Raw genomic sequence first — 19,342 nt, 5'->3', positions numbered from 1 at the left:
AGTATTTATAAATACCATATGTAATCATATTATGTTTGGCGTTTATTAAGTTCATGCTTTTTCAAAAAAATATAAATCAAGTATCACATATGAAACTTATAAAAATTGTTAAACCCTATTTCTTATGTGCTCTTATAACCATAGTTTTCAGTTGTAAAAACAAGGCACAAGAATCAACTTTAGATATAAATTCGTATTTAGCATTAGCCGATACTAATAAAATTTACCCTTCGGATAAGCAAATAGAAATGCTTAAAGATTTTATTCCTAACGAAGCGTATCAGCCAGCACCAAATATATCTAATAGAGCATTTTGGGATAAAATTGCGGCATCTAAGTCGGGTAAAGAGTATTTGCTTACAGCTCATTCAGTGTTATATAAAGCACCAGAGGTTCCTATTTCAGATGAAATATATAAAAGAGCCAACAAAGAAGGTAATCGTGGTATTTATAAACCACGTTATTACCGCACCATGGATAATTTAGAACGTTTTATTTTAGCGGAGTGCATAGAAAATAAAGGACAGTTTTTACCACAAATTGAAGTGTATATGCGGGCTATTATGGATATGAAGTCTTGGTTACATCCTAATCATGACGATAATGAAAACAGTAATCTAGAAGGAAAAAGCATCACTATCGATTTGGGGGCTCGTAAATTCGGAACCGATTTAACTTTGGCAGTAGTTCTTTTAGACGATAAACTAGATACTAATCTTAAAAACGAAGCTTCAGCTTTAGTTCAAAAGCGAATTACCGATTCTTATCTAGCAAGTTGCAAAGGCGAAAACAAATTAAACAGGTGGATTAGAAGTACAAGCAATTGGAATTCGGTTTGTAATAGCGGTACCATATTTTCTACCATAGCAAATTCTAGTAATCCTCAAGAGCGCTTGGTTGCCATAGGATCGGCAATAAATAGCAGTAAATATTATTTAAGTGGTTTTGGTAACGATGGGTATTGCTCTGAAGGTATAGGGTATTGGAGTTACGGTTTTGGTCATTATTTGTACATTGCGCAAACTTTATTTGATTATACTCATGGTAAAATAGATTTGTTTAAGTTTAATAATCCAGAACAATTAAAAAACGTAGGTAACTTTCCCGAGAATTTTGAAATTCAAAACTTAAACTATGCACCATTTGCCGATGGAAATATTGTAGCCGCAAATCAAAAAGGAAACTTTCCATATGCACTATCTGCTTATTATTATAATGCGCTTAAACCCGACCATTTTAAGTTTGAGGAAGCTACCGAGCAGTTAACAGCTTGGAATCATGAAGAGATTTTTTCAAACCCAGATACAAGCAACAATAAAGTGTTGCCAGATGTTACCTATTTCGATACATCGGGTATGGTTATATCTCGCGGTAAACAGCAAGTTCCTTTTTCTATAGCTATAAAAGCGGGGCACAACGCAGAAAACCATAACCATAGTGATGTGGGTACATATACTGTGCTTTTTGGAAAAGACTACATAACCGGCGATATTGGAGCGCCATCTTATACCGCAGGCGCTTTTTCTAAAACCAATAAAGCACGCAGTTCTTGGGGGCATCCGGTTCCTAGAATTAACAATACATTACAATCAAATGGTAAGCAGTTTATAGGCGAAGTTTTAAAAACTAATTTTAAAAAGAATAGAGATGAGGTGGTCATGGACCTAAAACCAGCCTATGAAATTCCTGCTTTAAAAGTATTGAAACGTACCATGGTAAATGATAAAAATGGAGCGGGCACCATGCGTATTACAGATGATTTTGAAGCTTCAGAAAATGTAACATTTGGTACAGCAATCATGACGTTTTCCAAGTACGAAATTCTAGATAGTAACACATTAATCTTAACAAATAAAAATCAGAAGCTAAAGGTGGATGTTATAAGTGAAGGTGGTTCTATTAAAATTACTCCAGAACCTGTTCCTGTTAAAGCCCTTCGTAATGGTAAGGACGCTATAAGAATTGGAGTAGATTTTTTAAATCCTGTTAAAAAAGGAAGTATAACCGTGGTCTATACACCTATATTCCAGTAGCTGTAAGAAAAATTAATTGTAGATAGCTATTTACTTGAAATTGAGCTTTAATTTATTAAGTCTGCAACATAGTTTATAAGGTCTAGGGTTGATATAGTTTAATTTTGGAAATACTAAACTACAATAGCTATGACAAAAAACTACACATTACTAAAATCTGGTTTTACCTTACTTTTATTATTGTTTGTGTTGCAAATAAAAGCACAAACAGTTACTGTAAATTCGCTTCAAGAATTACTGCCTTATCTAAAACAAGATAATGTAGATGTAAAACTAGCACCCGGCGATTATTCAATTAATGGTTCTGATATTACAAACGGAACATTTTCAAATCCTTTATTACTTTTTGAAGGGTCTGATAGTACTTACGATTTTACAGGAGTAACTTTAAATATAGCCACTTTTGTCTTTACTAAATTTGGCAATGTATCTGTAAATGAATTACAAATATTAGGTAATAATAATGTGCTTAAAAATCTAACAATGGTCGATGTTGGTAATACAAGACCTTCTAAATCGGCACAAAACATTGTTATGGATGGAAGAGATAATAGAATTGAAGGTTTTCATATTTCATCTAGAGGTTCTTATCCTTATGGTTACGGCGATGCCTTTGGTAAAGGCGGTACAAATACCGTAATAAAGCACTATAAGCATAGTGTTTTATTAGTAAGAGGTTTACGTAACCATGTTAAAGATTGCGATATCATTTCACGTACCTACGGACACTGTATTTTTATGCAGGCTGCAAGTTACCCGGTTATTGAAGGGTGTTATGTTGAAGGCGAAGTGCGTACTACAGATGATATGTTAGCAGAAACTTCGGGACCAGCCTTCGATGTAGATTTCATGACAACTTGGGGCTATAAGTTACCAGCTGGTTATATGATGAGTTTACAAGAAGCAGGAATTCGTGCTTACAATGGAGGAACGACGTATATTGATGGTGTTGAGATTCAAAGAGGAACAGATAACCCTACCGTATTAAATTGTACCATAAAAAACACTCGAACAGGAGTTACACTAGCTCATGCTACGGGTACAAAATATGTTGAAGGTTGTACGGTAATTGGATGCGAAAATGGCTATTCAATAGGAAGTGGTACCGTTGTAGATAGTGGAGCAGATGCTATTTACGGCCCAGTTTTTAAAAATACCTATGGTAGTGATAATGGTTACATCGCAGATATTACTGTATTACCACCAAGTGACGCTTATTACAATGGGCATGATGCTATGGCCTATATAGGAGGTGAAAATCATGATTTAACGTTTAGAAGTGATATTCCAGCAGATGAAATACCAAGTAATCTTAAAATTATGGTATCTGGCGATTTACAAGGTCTTAGAGTACTAAATGGTAGTAATGCTTCCCAGAATAATTTTTCGTCTGATGATATAGTAGTTAAAAATTTCACGAATTTCCCGGTAATAATGCATACGGATAGCGATAATGTAACGGTTATAGCCTGCGATACAGATAACATTACAGATAACGGAACAAATAATACGGTAACCGCTTTAAATTGCGATTCAGATAATTTAGCATTGGTAGGTACGGCAAGCCAGTCATCAACGGCATACGGAGGTGCTCCTAGTAGAGCTAATGATGGTAATACTGATGGTAATTTTAATAATAATTCGGTAACACATACGGATCCTTCTGATGTTGGCGCATGGTGGAAAGTACGTTTGGCATCAGAGTATGCCATAGGAGATATCATTGTGTATAACAGAACAGGTAAACAAAGCTATATCGATAGGCTAGCTAATTTTGCAGTCTACGTTTATAATGCAGATGGAATTGAAACGTTCGCGAAAACCTTCACCAACGATGCTCCAAACCCTTTAGCAACTATCGATGCTGGTGGTGCTATTGGGGAGACGATTAAAATTGTGCAATTAGATGATTCGGTAGCATTATCTTTAGCAGAGGTACAAGTGTTTGAGTCCTCATTATCAGTTAATGATTTTGCCAATTCAATCAGCTTATATCCTAATCCAGTTTCAAATAATCTTAAACTTTCATTGGCTAATACAAACCTAAATAGAGCTCAAACTAAAATTGCTTTATATAGTATTAATGGACAAATAGTTTTAGAAACTCAACCAGAAAATTTAAAAGAAGTTAATTTAGATTTGTCAAATCTTAAAAGTGGATTATATCTTTTAACGGTTAGCGATAATAACAATAAAGTAACAAAAAAGGTAGTAAAATTATAAGGTGCTTTTAAAAATATTAATTACGTACAACATACAAAAGCTAGGAGTTTAAAACTTCTAGCTTTTTTGTTTTTAAAATCGATTTTGCCTCATTTAACAAGAAAAAAGCAAAGTCTAATGCGCTACAATATAAAAACAACTATAATTTATAATCTGTGGGTTATAATTTATATAAAAGTTTTCGTTAAAAAATTAGATTGCATACCTATTGTATCAGGGGTAGTTTTTGGTTTTTGTTAAACAGTTTAAAAGCCATAAATAAACGTACCTCAGTTGCATGAAAATTATTTCTTAAAAATGAAAACAAAAAAGAAAAAGTCTATGTATTTCAAGCATGCCGTTAAATTAATTTTAGGTATTACTGTGGTAATATTGTCTTGTAAAAAACAAGAAAAGCAACCACAAGAAGCAAGTAATAAATCTATTCAGCCTAATATTATTTTAATTATGGCAGACGATTTGGGTTATGGTGAATTATCAAGTTACGGTAGTACAAAAATAAACACACCAAATATTGATAAGCTAGCCGCTCAAGGTGTAAAGTTTTTAGATTTCCATTCAAACGGACCAGTATGCAGTCCAACACGAGCAGCTTTAATGACCGGGAAATACCAACAACGTACAGGTGTAGAAGGCGTAATTACGGCCGCAAATCATAGAGAAGTAGGCTTGAATTTAAAAGAGTTAACCTTGGCAGAAGAATTGCAAAATTTGGGATATGCTACGGCTATGTTTGGTAAGTGGCATTTAGGTTATGCCGAAGAATTTAATCCTACATATCAAGGTTTCGAAACATTTACGGGGTTTGTTGGCGGGAATATTGATTACCATTCACACATAGATCAAGAAGGCTATTTAGATTGGTGGAAAGGTAATGTTATTGATAATGAAAAAGGATATACTACAGATTTGATAACACGTTACGGCATTAATTATATCAAGAATAATAACCCTAAAAAAACAGGAAAACCATTTTTCTTATACTTGTCTCAAGAATCTCCACATTATCCAATTCAAGGTCGACACGATAAACCCGTTAGAGAAGAAGGGAATAAAAAATATATAAGAAAGGTTGCCAAGGATAGTGTTCAATTAATTTACACTGAAATGATTGAAACTATGGACGAAGGTATTGGTGAAATCATGAAAACCGTAAATGCTGAAGATTTAAATGAAAACACCATGATTATCTTTTGTTCAGATAATGGTGCGGCAGGAAAACGAGGCGATAACGGCGGACTTAGAGACTCAAAAGCATCGGTTTATGAGGGCGGACATCGTGTGCCACTTATAATTAGTTACCCTAATCAAATTAAGGCGAATTCTGTTAGTAATGCCACGGTTATGACTATGGATTTTTTACCAACCTTAGTCGATTTTGCTGGAGGTAAGCCTTCGGTTAAAAATATAGATGGCATTAACTTTAAATCACATTTGATTAATGAAACGGAGCTTGAAGATAGAAATCTGTATTGGGTTTTTGGAAGCAAAAAAGCTGTAAGAAATGGAGATTGGAAGCTTGTAACCATAGAAAATGAAGGTAAACAATCTATCGAGCTTTTCAATTTAAAAAATGATTTATCTGAAAAACAAGATCTTTCGGCCAACGAGCCAGAACGTGTTAAAAACATGCTGTCGCAACTAGAAAATTGGGAAAGTGAGGTTAGAAAAGGTGTGGTTTCAGTGGCAAAATAAGTACATTTTAATTCTTAAATAATTCTTTTAATCTGTAAAAATAGAGAGGCAAATGAAAGATATCATAAAACAACTAATTTGCGTAAGTTCTTTAATCTTGTTTTCACAAGTATTTGCCCAACAAAAACCTGTCGATTTAGTAAACCCATTCGTGGATACCGTAAATTCTCGATGGTTCTATTTTAATTCGGCAAGTCGCCCGTTTGGTATGGTAAACCTAAGTCCAGATACCGATACCGCTAAAACGTGGAGTTCTGGCTATTTATACGATAGTAAGTACATTCGCTCGTTTAGCCATATACATGCATGGCAATTGGCAGGAATTGCTGTTATGCCTACAACAGGAGCTTTTAAAGGGCATTTGGGTATGGATAATTATCAATCGGCTTTTAGTCACGATAACGAAATTGCAAAACCAGGGTATCATAAAGTCTTTTTAAAGGATTATGATATTGAAGTCGAATTAACATCAACCACTCGAGTTGGATTTCATAAATACAAATTCCCTAAACACAAGGAAAAGACTATCATTTTTGATACAGGAGCTCGATTAGCACATGGGCCAACAACGTTTTCTAAAGTTTGGAAAGTAAGCAATACCGAAATAGCGGGCGTTCAGGTTCTTAAAGGCACAGGTCGTCGCCCTAAAGATACTCCTGTATATTTTGTAGCAAAATTAAATACGCCTTTTACAAGTTTTAAAGGTTGGGTGAATAATGAATTACTTGAAAAAGAGACAGACACCATTCAAGGTGAAAACGCTGGCGTTGGGCTAGTTTTTAATAAAAAGAAGGCTGCTGAAGTACTCATGAAAGTAGGGATTTCTTATGTAAGCGTAGAACAAGCTCGAAAAAATTTAGAAATCGAAATTAACCATTGGGATTTTGATAAAGTACATAATGAATCTTTAGAAACTTGGAACGATTGGCTAAGTAGAATTGAAATAAAAGGCGGCACGCATAAACAACAAGTTAAGTTTTATACAGATTTATGGCATGCCTTATTAGGACGCCGAATTATTAGCGATGTGGATGGTAAGTATACCGATATGACAGGTGATAAGCCAGTTACAAGAGCGGTAAGGTTAGATGATAACGGAAAACCTTTATTTCCGCATTATAATTTTGATGCTTGGTGGGGCAGCCATTGGTCTTTAAATATTTTATGGTCCATGGTGTATCCAGAACTTATGGATGGTTTTTGTAATACTATGGTCGATATGTATGATAATGGCGGACTTATTCCTCGTGGACCTTCGGGAGGAAATTACACGTTTGTAATGATTGGAGATCCATCGGTTTCATTTTTCGCCACAGCCTATAATAAGGGTATTAGAAATTACGATATAGAAAAGGCCTACCAAGGCTTACGTAAAAATGCCTTTGTAGGTGGTTCTAGAGATCATGCGGGTTACGAGCAGGAATCTCCTGCTTTTGGAGGTGGTATGCAATATTATATCGATCAAGGTTGGGTGCCAGAAGGTATTGAAGCTAAAGGCGGCCATAAAGATGGTGCGTCTATGACGCTGGAGTATGCGTATCAAGATTGGTGTTTGGCGCAACTATCAAAAGCTTTACATAAAGAAGACGATTATAATGTTTTTATGAAACGGTCTCAAAATTATAAGAACCTTTGGAATCCTGAAACAAAAATGATTCATCCAAAAGAAATGGATGGTAGTTGGATAAAAGATTTTCAGCCGGTTTCAAAAAGTTTTAATTCTCGAGGGTTTTGCGAAAGTAATTCGGCTATTTATACACACTATGTACCTCAAGATATGGAGGGTTTAATAAATTTATTTGGTGGTGCAGAAACCTATACTAAGTTTTTAGACGAATCCTTTCATAAAGGTGAAAAGCTAGATTTTGTTGGTGCCAATAAAAACCACGCGGCCAGCTGGGTCGATTATGGAAACCAACCAGGAACCGGAATGGCTCATATTTTTAATTATTCGGGTGCACCGTGGTTAACCCAAAAATGGGTGCGAAAAGTAAAAGAAGTCTATGGAGATATCACACCTTACGGTGGTTATAAAGGAGATGAAGATCAAGGTCAAATGGGCGCTTTAGGAACTTTAATGGCTATGGGGCTTTTTCAATTGGATGGTGGTGCATCTGTAAAGCCATATTATGAGATTACAAGCCCGATTTTTGATGAGGTAACCATTCATCTTAATAATGATTATTATCAAGGCGATAAATTTGTAATTAAAACCACCAATAACACACCAGAAAACATCTATATTCAAGGCGCAGCATTAAATAACAATACGTTAAATAATTGTTGGTTTTATCACGACGACTTCGCAAAAGGAGGCGTTTTAGAAGTAGAATTGGGGCAGCAACCTAGTAAAAATTGGGGTGTAAAAGTGCCACCGCCATCATTCAGTCAAAACAATAACTAATAACTAGAGTTTAAACCATTTTAAATTCTAAATAGTAAAATTTAAAAAATGTTAAAGCAATTTATCACCCTAACAATTCTTATTTGTGCAATGCCTTTGGCAAATGCTCAGGTCAATTCAACTATTCCACTTCCAACTAATCTAGAGGAAGGTTACCCGCGTTTGTATATTACAGAAAGTGGTAAAAAAGATTTAGAAAAAACAATTAAAAATGAATCTTGGGCTCAAGATGTTTTAAAAGGCATTCATAATCGTATTGATGCTTATGTGGAACAACATGTTAATGATCCAGAATGGATGGTGTCTCGTTTGCAAATGCATTGGAAAACCAAGGCGACTAATATTTATGTTAATGGCATAAATTACTCACATGCCGATGGTGAAGCGCCCGTGCCAACGGTTCGTTTTGTAGGGTCTAGAGATTATACAACACCTTACGGAACACCTAAGTTGGAAGATGTGTTGCCATACATGGACGATCCTCGTGGTTTGTATTATCCTAATAAAAGTAAAGAAGGTCATCCTTTCGAGTGGGTGCATCCGTCTAAAACCGGAAGAATTATTTATTCTATTAATGCTAATATTTTAGGTTTAGCTAGAGATGCTGCTTTTATTTATTGGCTAGAAAAGGATGAACGCTATGCTAAATTTGCTTACGATATTGTTCACACGTATTTAGAAGGCATGTCGTATAGAAGCGAACCAATCGATTTGCTTAATGGCCATATACAAACCTTAGTGGGTTTTACAAACTTTCAAGTTATACACGAACACGTACTTATTGATGTTGCCGAACTTTACGATTTTTTACATGGCTATGTTGAAGACAAGCATTCCGGAAATATGGCAATGTATGAAACGACTATTAAACGCTGGACCGACCAAATTATAAAAAACGGCGTACCACAAAATAACTGGAATTTACACCAAGCTAAAATTATCTTAAAAGCAGCTATGGTACTTCAGAATAATGAAAATTATGAAGATAAAAAAGGTCGCGAATACTATATCGATTATATCTTAAACAAAACCTCTACGCGCCAATGGTCCTTAAATAAATTTTTAGATTTTGGTTACGATAAAACTAATGGGGTTTGGGCAGAATGTCCAGGGTATTCGCAAGGTGTAACTAAAGATTTAACAGCCTTTATTAAAGATTTCGATAATACCTTTAATCATAATATTTTGCCATATATGCCTGTTATGGAAAAGGCAGTTAAAATGTTGCCGCAGTACCTTTTTCCTAATGGACAAGCAGTGGCTTTTGGCGATTCTAACTATACAGGTATTGGTACAGAGGCTATGACAAACCTAATTCGAGTGGCGCAAAGTAATGGTAATACGGCTCTAGAAAAGGAATTTACGGGCATGTACCGTTTATTCACCGAAATAGATGAAAATTCCAGTAAAAAATCTAGAAAACCCAAAGCTAGTATATCATCATTCTTTGCAAGTAAACCTTTAGAGTTTAATGTAAATTACAAAGCCGGAGATATTAAAGATTATATCACTCAAACCTTTTACGCACCTAATGTTAGCTGGCATGTTCAACGTATGGGAACAGGAAAACATGGTTTAATGGCCTCTTTAAATGCCTCTCTTGGTAACCACATGCATGCTAATGGTATTAATTTAGAACTGTACGGAAAAGGCTTTGTACAAGGAGCCGATCCAGGAAAAGGCGCTGGCTATTTACAACCTATTTATTTAGAGTTCTACTCGCAGTTTCCGGCACATAATACGGTAATGGTAGATGGTGTTTCATCATATACCGAAATGTTTAGCAATCATGCATTCGATTTAATGGGTGAATATCCAAAGGCCGAAAAGAAAACGGGCTATTATTCAAACATAACCTATTCCGATGTTTATTTTCTAGAACCAGAAACACGTAGCGATCAAAGCAGAATTGTTAGTACCATAAAAACGGGTGAAACTACAGGGTATTATATTGATATTTTCCGTTCTAGAAAACAACGTAAAGGCGATAAATTTCATGATTATTTTTATCATAATTTAGGGCAAACCATGGACGTTTTAGATGCTTCAGGAAAACCTTTAAACTTAGAGCCTACAGATGAAATGGCTTTTGCAGGTGGTTACTTGTATGCTTTCGATTATCAATGGGATAAAAAATCAATTAAAACCAATAAGGATTATCAAGTGCAATGGAAAATTGATAGACCAGATGGCGAAGAAGATGTGTTTATGAATCTATGGATGATGGGATCAGAAAATAGAGAAATATTTTCTTTAAAATCACCACCAAACAAAGCTTTTAAAGGAAATCATGTTATACCTTACGAGGTCGATAAAAAACCGTATTTAACTTTTGCTGCCCGTCAATATGGCGAAGCTTGGGAACGTCCATTTGTTTCGGTTTTCGAGCCCTTTACTTCAACCGAAGGTAAAAGTATAACAGCAATACATTGTTTTGAAGATGAAAACAACGGAAAAGAGTTTGTTGGCTTAAAAATTACAAATAAATCGGGTAGAGAAGATTTAGTGTTCTCTTCAAAAAATCAAAAAATGGCTAAATATAAAGGGATATCAACAAATGCCCATTATGCTTTAGTTGGTAAAGAAAATAAAGGAAATACTATTTTGTTTATGGCTAATGGCAATTTATTAGAAAATAGTGACTTTAAAATAACCACGAAACAAATGGGAAATGTGGTTTTAGAAGTGAAAAATGGCAAACTGTGGTTAAATAACGAGGTTCCCGTTATAATAAAACACAATAAAAAAGAAAGAGAGTTTAAGGTAGGCGATTTCAGAATAATTAATTTTTAGAAGAAATAGCTTTTTTGAATTTAAAAATTTTTAAACCGTAATTAAAATATATAAAGAAACATGTTAAGACAAAGCTTAATAGTTATCATAGCTTCTTTGGGGTTGCAATCTTTAATGTATGCACAAACACCTGAAGAAAAAGAAATTTTAAAAACGTTTTCTAACCAAAAAACGGTAGTTTATAAAACAGTAGATGGACAAGAGTTGGACATGATTATTTTCTATCCAGATGCAGCTAAAATGAAGGCGAAAAACCCATGGATGATGCATGTTCATGGCGGTGGATGGGCTGGTGGAAGTAAGTATAAAGTGCTAAAAAAAGCTTTTTTAGGAACTTTAAAATCTCTTCTAGAAAATGGTGTTGTTTGTGCTACCATACAGTACCGATTGGCTCGTGGTAACTCTAACGCCTACGATTCTGCGGTAGATGCTAAAGATGCCGCTAGGTTTCTTCTAGAAAATGCAAAACAATATAAGTTAGATAAAAAAAACTATGGTATTTGGGGAGGTTCAGCCGGTGGGCACCTTAGTTTAGTTACGGCTTTGGGTAAAAACTCCGATTTTAAAGGCGATTCAGATTTATCGCGTTGTAATCCTAAGTTTAAATGTATAGTGTCTTATTTTCCATTTACATCGTGTGTTTATCCAGATATTAGACCCAATTCTATTTTTGAAGATGGAGAACTTTTTGTTAGGCTTTTAGGTGCACCTTTAAGCGAGAAACCAGAATTGGCAAGATTGCTTAGTCCAACAGAACTATTAAAAAAAAATAGTCTTCCAATACTATTAATACACGGCGATAAAGACACAACCTTACCAATAGTCAATTCCACCTATATGATGGAGGTTGCAAAACAGAAAAAAGCCGATGTCGAGTTGCTAACCATTAAAAATGCAGGCCATAGTTTTAATGGGAAAAACATTTCACCTTCAATAGAGGAACTTAATGATTACGCTACTAAATTTATTCTTTCGCATATTAAATAATGATCGCTTTTTTTAATGAATTTAAATTATTTCAACCTGAAAATATAAAACGAGTTAGCAACACTTCTCGTTTATGCTAAATAGGCTATTCATAACCTTTATAAGTAATAGTTTATATGAAATGGACTATAATTTATATTTAAAATTCTACTATATGTTAATTTTGATATCAATATTAAAATATTGATAATAAGGATACATACATGGCATTTAAATCAGGAAAAAAGAACCCATTCAAAATAGTATTAGGACTATCTGTTTTAGCTCTTTTATTAAGCTGTAAAACCCTAGAACAAGAAAAGCAAACTAAAACTGACGGTTTAGTACTTTGGTACGATGCCCCTGCAGCCAATTGGAATGAAGCACTTCCTTTAGGAAATGGACGGTTAGGTGCAATGGTTTATGGCAATCCAGAACACGAAAACATTCAATTAAACGAAAGCACGCTTTGGGCTGGAGGACCACATAGAAACGATAACCCGAATGCTAAGGCCGCACTATCTGAAATTAGAGCACTATTGTTTGCCGGTAAGTATGATGAAGCTCATAAATTAGCGAACAATAAATTTATTTCTGAAACTTCGGCAGGAATGCCCTATGAAACTGTAGGTAACTTACGTTTAAATTTTTCAGGACATAAAAACGTTACCAATTACAAGAGAACTTTAGATATTGAAAACGCAGTTAATAATACGTTTTATACTATTGATGGGGTTACTTACAAACGAGAAATTTTCACCTCTTTTTCAGATCAAGTAATCGTAATGAAATTAACAGCTAGCGAAAACGGAAAAATCAGTTTTGCTGCTAGTATGGATCGCCCTGAGCCTGCAAAAGTTTCATGTTTTACCGAAAATAATAATGTTTTAGTAATGACGGGCTATTGTAGCGATAATAAAAATAAACGTTTACCAAAAAGTTCGCCGGCCATTAAAGGGCAGGTAGAATTTGATTCTAGAGTAAAAATAGTACCTGTTGGAGGAAAAGTAAGGGCAAGCAATAACCAATTAGAAGTATGGAATGCTAATAGCGTAACGCTTTACATTTCAATAGCTACAAACTTTATAAACTATCAGGATATTAGTGCAGATCCGCATAAAAAAGCTGCTAAATTTATAGCTGAAGCTGAAAAGAAAAACTACGAGCAGTTAGTAAAAGATCATACAAATTATTATCAACATTATTTTAATAGAGTGTCGCTAGATTTAGGAACTTCTGAAGCATCTAAAAAACTAACAGATGTAAGAATAAAAGAGTTTAGTTCCAGTTTCGACCCTTCGTTGGCAGCCTTATATTTTCAATTTGGAAGGTATTTATTAATTTCCTCATCGCAACCAGGAGGGCAAGCCGCAAATTTACAAGGTATTTGGAACAAAGATTTAACACCACCTTGGAAAAGTGCATATACGGTTAATATTAATACTCAAATGAATTATTGGCCAGCAGAGGTTACCAACCTTACAGAAATGCACGATCCTTTAATTGAGTTAGTAAAAGATTTATCGGTTGCAGGACAAGAAACAGCAGAAGTTATGTATGGCGCCGATGGTTGGGTAACCCACCATAATACCGATTTATGGCGAATTGCAGGTCCTGTAGATGGAGCTACTTGGGGCATGTGGCCAACGGGAGGCACATGGTTAAGTCAGCATTTATGGGATAAATTTATGTTTAATGGCGATTTGGAGTATTTAAAATCGGTGTATCCTGCCATGAAAGGAGCATCACAATTCTGTTTAAGCTTTTTAATTGAAGAGCCTGAAAATGGATGGTTAATAATTTCGCCAACCATTTCGCCAGAACACGGTCCTAGTATCCGCTCTAAAAATGTGCATATTGAAGCAGGAACCACTATGGATAATCAATTGGTTTTCGATATGTTAACCAAAACTATTGCAGCAGCTAAATTGTTGGATGTTGATGCCGATTTAGTTAAAAACATGCAAGCGGCACTTTTAAAATTACCACCAATGCAAGTGGGACAGCACAACCAGCTACAAGAGTGGATGCAGGATTTAGACGATCCAGAGGATAAACACCGCCATGTGTCGCATTTATATGGCTTGTATCCTTCAAATTTAATTTCACCATACCGAAACCCAGAGTTGTTTCAAGGCGCAGAAAACACCTTAATTCAAAGAGGCGACCCATCAACAGGATGGTCCATGAACTGGAAAATTAATTTATGGGCGCGTTTGTTAGATGGTAATCATGCCTACAAATTAATGGGCGAACAGATTAAATTAGTTGGGCGACCAGATTCTCCAAAAGGAGGTGGAACTTATGCAAACATGCTAGATGCGCATCCGCCATTTCAAATTGACGGAAATTTTGGGTTTACTTCGGGTTTAACCGAAATGTTGGTTCAGAGTCACGATGGTGCTATTCATTTAATACCAGCCTTACCAGATGTTTGGAAAAATGGCCATACCAAAGGATTAAGAGCAAGAGGAGGTTTTGAAATCGTTTCGTTAGAATGGAAAAACGGAGCGGTAGTTAAAGCGATTATAAAATCGAAACTTGGTGGAAATTGTAGAATTAGAAGCTACTCGGAATTGAAAGTTGAAAGCAATCACGCCATGAAAATAGCCCAGGGAAAAAACGAGAATGCATTCTATGAAATACCTCAAATTAAACAACCATTAATTTCTAATAAGGCTAATTTAAGTGAGTTTAATGTTCCATCTGTATTTGAGTATGATGTGTTAACTGAACCAGGACAACGTATAATTTTAGTTCAAAAATAAGTAACGAGAAATGTTTTTTATAGCTATTAAGAGGTTTTTTTCTAAGTGAGTTAGCATCTAAAAATTAGTTTTTAAAACCATCTTCATCATGTAATGGAAAACTTAAAAACAGTATAAATAAATATTAAAAATGAGAGCGTCAAAAATTGTATTAGGTATTGCTTTTTTAATGATTACGCTAACTTTTTCAGCCCAAAACAAGCAACAAATTTCTATTGAATCGCTTCTAACAGATATGGTAGATAGAGATGCTGTAGCCCGTTTTCCGGAAGCCAACTTTAAGCTAAAACAAGAAAGTAGTTATAACAGAGCTTCAAAAACACCTTCGGAACCAGAAGGCTGGTTTAATAACCATGATTATAATAAAGAAGAAAAACCCGAAGACCATAATTTTATTAGAACCGAAGAAAAAAATGGACAAAAAGAATGGGTGCTAATGGATCATGTAGGTCCTGGAGCCATTGTGCGTACATGGATGCCTTTTTTAAGTGCTCAGGAACCAAATACAGATATTATAATTAAAGTGTATTTAGATGGAAGTGACAAGCCTGTTTTGGAGGGCAATATGTTGGGATTGTTAGATGGAACAGGATTAATTCCTTATCCCTTAGCACATCAATCTTTGCGCTCTGCTGTATCGTTTTTTCCAATTCCTTATGCTAAAGGTTGCAAAATTACAACCAGTAAAAAACCATTCTTCTATCAATTCACTTATAGAGCGTATGATGATTTAACACCAATAAAAACATTTACTAAAGCAGATTTCGATAAAGCTTTGCCTTTAACTAAAGAGGTTGGGGACTTATTGTTAAATCCTAGAAGCACAACTATTGGAGAAACCATTTCACTATCAGGAAAAGTGGCTACTAAAAAAGAAAAATCGATAATATTACCAGAAGGTCATGCGGCTATAAAGGAACTTACCCTAAAGTTAGATGATTATAAAAATCCGGAAATAACACGAACTGTAGTTTTAAAAATAGAGTTCGATGGTCAGCAAACAGTATGGTGTCCTATAGGCGATTTTTTTGGTTCAGGAATTGGTTTAAACCCCGTTAATGGATGGTACACTTCGGTTTCCGGAGATGGAACCATGACGTCTAGATGGGTAATGCCTTATCAAAAATCAGGAAAAATTTCGGTAATTAATTTAGGAAAGAAATCTATAAAAGTAGATTTGAAAGCAACAGTAGGCGCTTGGGAATGGGATGACGATAGCATGTATTTTAATGCGGCTTGGAATGGGCAATATCCCGTTGCTACGCGTCCATTTTCAGATTGGAATTATGTAACCCTAAAAGGTCGTGGTGTTTATGTTGGTGATGCTTTAACGGTTATGAATCCTGTAAAAAGATGGTGGGGAGAAGGCGACGAAAAGATTTGGGTGGACGGTGAAGACTTTCCATCAATATTCGGCACAGGCACCGAAGATTATTACGCATATTCATGGGGCGGGAAAAGTACTGATTTTTACGAGCATCCATTTCACGCACAACCAAAATGCAATGTGTACAATAAGTTAAATAGAAAACCGCAAGGAACCAAAGGGAAAAATACTTCTGGCTACAGCACAGAAACAAGAACTCGTGCTTTAGATGTTATGCCATTTAGTAGTGCTTTGCAATTGGATATGGAAGTATGGAGTTGGACAGATTGCGAAATGGGCTATGGTGTTGGTGTATATTGGTATGGAGATAGAGAAACAACGTCAAACAGAGTAAATAAAGAAAAAGAGGTTTTAAATGTGCCGCCGCTGCCTAAAGACTTTCCAAACAATAAAAAATAAAACAACAAACAACCAAACTAACTTTATATTACATGAAAAGCATAAAGAAATTCAATGTCATTAATCTCATAGTTTTAGTGGTATTACTGGCAAGTTGCCAACCAAAGTTTAAGCACAAGTTTGAAAAAACAGAAAATGGTGTAACTATTAATCAGGATAGCATTGTTATTTCAATAGAAGTGGTTAATGCGGCTATAATTCATGTTAATAAAATAAAAGTAGGTAGCGAGCATACAAGTCTACCAGATTATGTAACCGTTTTAGAACCTCAAAATGTAGATTGGGAATTAGTAGATGCAGAAGATGCTTTAACCATTAGTACTAGCGCGCTAAATGTATTTGTACATGCTAACGGTGTTATTGAATATCAAAACAAGGATAATCAAAATTTGGTTACTGAAACTAACGAGTTAACATACATTACCGCAACCCCAAAAGCAGAAAATAAAGTCTCGCAAGCTTTTGTTGCAGGAGACGAAGCTTTATATGGCTTAGGACAGTTTCAGAGTGGAATAATGAACTGGAAAAATGTACCTATTCGTTTGCAACAATACAATCAAGAAATTGCGGTTCCGTTTTTAGTATCTACTAAGGGATACGGGATTTATTGGCATAACTACAGTCTAACTGATTTTAATAAACCTGAAAATGAAATTGAATTTGCTTCAGCGGGAAGTGTTTCTCAAGAAAATAATACTAAAAAAGTTGAAGTTGAAGGCGAAAAAGAAGATGTCGCTGCTCATATTTCAAAAGAAAATGTAGAGAAAAACATTCGCGAAACCACATTTACGCCAACAAAAACAGGAGAATATACCTTTTTAGCATTAAGCGATAACCATGGCAGAATGCGCGGGGAAATTAAGGTTAGTATTGATGGCGATCCCGTAATAAACTATTCTACCATTTGGATGCCACGTCGATATTCAGGTAAAAAACATTTAAAAGCTGGTAAAACTTACAAAGTGGTGTTTCAAAATACTGGAGCAAAAATACCTGGTAAACTATTTTATAACGAACCCGATTTTAATAAAACCGTTTTTAGCAGTACACAAGGTAATGCTATTGATTACTACTTGGTACAAGGTGAAAATCCAGAAGCTATAATTTCAGAATATCAAAATTTAACTGGTAAGGCGCCTATGTTTGCAAAAAGTGCCTACGGATTTTGGCAATGTAGAGAGCGTTACCACAACCAAGAGGAGCTGTTAGAAAATGCAAACGAAATGAGAGCTCGCGAAATTCCATTCGATAATATAGTGCAAGATTGGTTTTATTGGCCAAAAGGCACAAAAGGTCCAGAGTGGGATCGTGCAAAATACCCAGATCCAAAAGCTATGGTAGATGAAATTACCAAAATGAATTTAAAACTTATGGTTTCTGTTTGGCCCGAAGTTAAAAACGCAGCACTAGAGGAAAAATACGAGCTTAAAAAAATTAAAAGTAGTAATTATATCGATGTTTATGATGCTGGTGTAAGCGAGCGCTTTTACCGCATGATTAGCGACTCCATGTTTCACAACGGTGTAAGTTCTATTTGGTTAGATGGCACTGAACCAGAAGGAGTTACAGATGCTACACAAATGACGGCGGTTGGTCGTTTTGAAGAGGTACAAAACCCATATTCATTAGAGGTTACACGAGCTATGTACGAAGGCCGGAGAAAAGAGTTTCCTAATCAACGTGTCTTTAACTTAACACGATCCGCTTATGCAGGACAACAACGTTACGGTGCGACGTCTTGGTCTGGTGATGTGGAAGCGTCTTGGGAGCAATTAGAAGAACAAATTTCGGCGGGTCTTAACTTTACAATGGCAGGTGTTCCTTACTGGACACACGATATTGGTGGCTTTTTTAGAGATTCAAAATCTATAAATCCGCAATACGATAATCAGTATACCAACCCAGAGTTTATCGAGTTGCTTACACGTTGGTTTCAGTTTGGTGCGTTTAGTCCTGTTTTTAGAATTCACGGGTATAAATCTGAAACTGAAATTTGGAGATACGGACAAGAATTTGAAGATATGGCTCGCAAATTTATAGATATTCGATATCAATTAATGCCTTACATCTATTCTGAAGCTTGGAAAGTTACAATAGAAGGCAAGCTGCTAATGGCCCCTTTAGTCTATCAATATCCAAATGATAAAAGCACTTGGGGTATCAAAGACCAATTCATGTTTGGTGAGTCTATAATGGTTGGTGTCGTTACAGAATACCAACAACGCACTAAACAGATGTATTTACCAAAAGGCACTTGGTATAATTATTGGAATAATGAAAAAGTAGAAGGTAATGCGGCAATAACGGTAAATACACCATTTGATGAAATGCCTTTGCTTGTAAAAGCAGGAAGTATTTTACCTATAGGACCAAAGGTGCAATATGCAAATGAAAGAACAAAGAAACCCACTAGCATTTTAATTTATCCAGGAGAAGATGCCGAATATACTTTGTATTTAGATGATGGTGAATCTTATAATTATGAACAAGGCACGTATTCTGAAATTGAATTTATGTATTCAGAAGAAAATAAAACCTTAACCGTTAAACAAGGAGATGGTGTCTATTATGATTTTGAAGAGACGCCTTTAGAATTCACTTTTCAAATGATAGGTAAACGAAGTGGAGACCAACAGTTTTTCACGGGTGAAGAATTAACCATTCAATTTTAAAA

Annotated in this window: 9 protein-coding genes; all 9 read left to right on the top strand. The window is 35.3% G+C overall.

What is annotated here, in order from left to right:
• Positions 1-89 precede the first annotated feature (89 nt).
• The 9 genes from HNQ90_RS11205 to HNQ90_RS11165 all read left to right on the top strand — a co-directional run bounded on the left by HNQ90_RS11205 (position 90) and on the right by HNQ90_RS11165 (position 19,340).
• Positions 90-2,033: a heparinase II/III family protein gene (locus tag HNQ90_RS11205; RefSeq protein WP_144116227.1), complete on the top strand. Its 1,944-nt coding sequence runs from the start codon at positions 90-92 to the stop codon at positions 2,031-2,033.
• A 129-nt stretch (positions 2,034-2,162) separates the two neighbouring features.
• Complete coding sequence (locus HNQ90_RS11200) at positions 2,163-4,256, top strand: T9SS type A sorting domain-containing protein (RefSeq protein WP_144116228.1); 2,094 nt, start codon at positions 2,163-2,165, stop codon at positions 4,254-4,256.
• A gap of 297 nt (positions 4,257-4,553) precedes the next feature.
• Positions 4,554-5,951: a sulfatase gene (locus HNQ90_RS11195; protein WP_206669643.1), complete on the top strand. Its 1,398-nt coding sequence runs from the start codon at positions 4,554-4,556 to the stop codon at positions 5,949-5,951.
• Between the two features lie 52 nt (positions 5,952-6,003).
• Positions 6,004-8,355: a GH92 family glycosyl hydrolase gene (locus HNQ90_RS11190; protein WP_144116229.1), complete on the top strand. Its 2,352-nt coding sequence runs from the start codon at positions 6,004-6,006 to the stop codon at positions 8,353-8,355.
• A gap of 48 nt (positions 8,356-8,403) precedes the next feature.
• Positions 8,404-11,148 carry an endo-acting ulvan lysase-like protein gene (locus HNQ90_RS11185; protein ID WP_144116230.1) on the top strand — a complete coding sequence of 915 codons (2,745 nt, stop codon included), beginning with the start codon at positions 8,404-8,406 and terminating at the stop codon, positions 11,146-11,148.
• A gap of 60 nt (positions 11,149-11,208) precedes the next feature.
• Positions 11,209-12,135 carry a prolyl oligopeptidase family serine peptidase gene (locus HNQ90_RS11180; protein WP_144116231.1) on the top strand — a complete coding sequence of 309 codons (927 nt, stop codon included), beginning with the start codon at positions 11,209-11,211 and terminating at the stop codon, positions 12,133-12,135.
• Between the two features lie 203 nt (positions 12,136-12,338).
• Positions 12,339-14,882 (top strand): glycoside hydrolase family 95 protein, encoded by a 2,544-nt coding sequence (locus HNQ90_RS11175; RefSeq protein ID WP_144116232.1) that lies wholly within the window; start codon positions 12,339-12,341, stop codon positions 14,880-14,882.
• 130 nt (positions 14,883-15,012) lie between these two features.
• A complete protein-coding gene (locus HNQ90_RS11170; RefSeq protein WP_206669644.1) occupies positions 15,013-16,668 on the top strand; it encodes a glycoside hydrolase family 172 protein in 1,656 nt (551 codons plus the stop codon).
• A 32-nt stretch (positions 16,669-16,700) separates the two neighbouring features.
• Positions 16,701-19,340, top strand: a complete 2,640-nt coding sequence (locus tag HNQ90_RS11165; protein WP_144116233.1) for a glycoside hydrolase family 31 protein — start codon at positions 16,701-16,703, stop codon at positions 19,338-19,340.
• Positions 19,341-19,342 lie beyond the last annotated feature (2 nt).

The sequence above is a fragment of the Algibacter amylolyticus genome, from assembly GCF_014202225.1.
Classification (GTDB): domain Bacteria; phylum Bacteroidota; class Bacteroidia; order Flavobacteriales; family Flavobacteriaceae; genus Algibacter_B; species Algibacter_B amylolyticus.
This window is presented reverse-complemented; position numbering and strand designations above follow the sequence as displayed.

Coding starts and splice junctions, on each gene's coding strand:
- HNQ90_RS11205 (WP_144116227.1), top strand. CDS start 90: ATGAAACTTATAAAAATTGTTAAACCCTATTTCTTATGTGCTCTTATA.
- HNQ90_RS11200 (WP_144116228.1), top strand. CDS start 2,163: ATGACAAAAAACTACACATTACTAAAATCTGGTTTTACCTTACTTTTA.
- HNQ90_RS11195 (WP_206669643.1), top strand. CDS start 4,554: ATGAAAACAAAAAAGAAAAAGTCTATGTATTTCAAGCATGCCGTTAAA.
- HNQ90_RS11190 (WP_144116229.1), top strand. CDS start 6,004: ATGAAAGATATCATAAAACAACTAATTTGCGTAAGTTCTTTAATCTTG.
- HNQ90_RS11185 (WP_144116230.1), top strand. CDS start 8,404: ATGTTAAAGCAATTTATCACCCTAACAATTCTTATTTGTGCAATGCCT.
- HNQ90_RS11180 (WP_144116231.1), top strand. CDS start 11,209: ATGTTAAGACAAAGCTTAATAGTTATCATAGCTTCTTTGGGGTTGCAA.
- HNQ90_RS11175 (WP_144116232.1), top strand. CDS start 12,339: ATGGCATTTAAATCAGGAAAAAAGAACCCATTCAAAATAGTATTAGGA.
- HNQ90_RS11170 (WP_206669644.1), top strand. CDS start 15,013: ATGAGAGCGTCAAAAATTGTATTAGGTATTGCTTTTTTAATGATTACG.
- HNQ90_RS11165 (WP_144116233.1), top strand. CDS start 16,701: ATGAAAAGCATAAAGAAATTCAATGTCATTAATCTCATAGTTTTAGTG.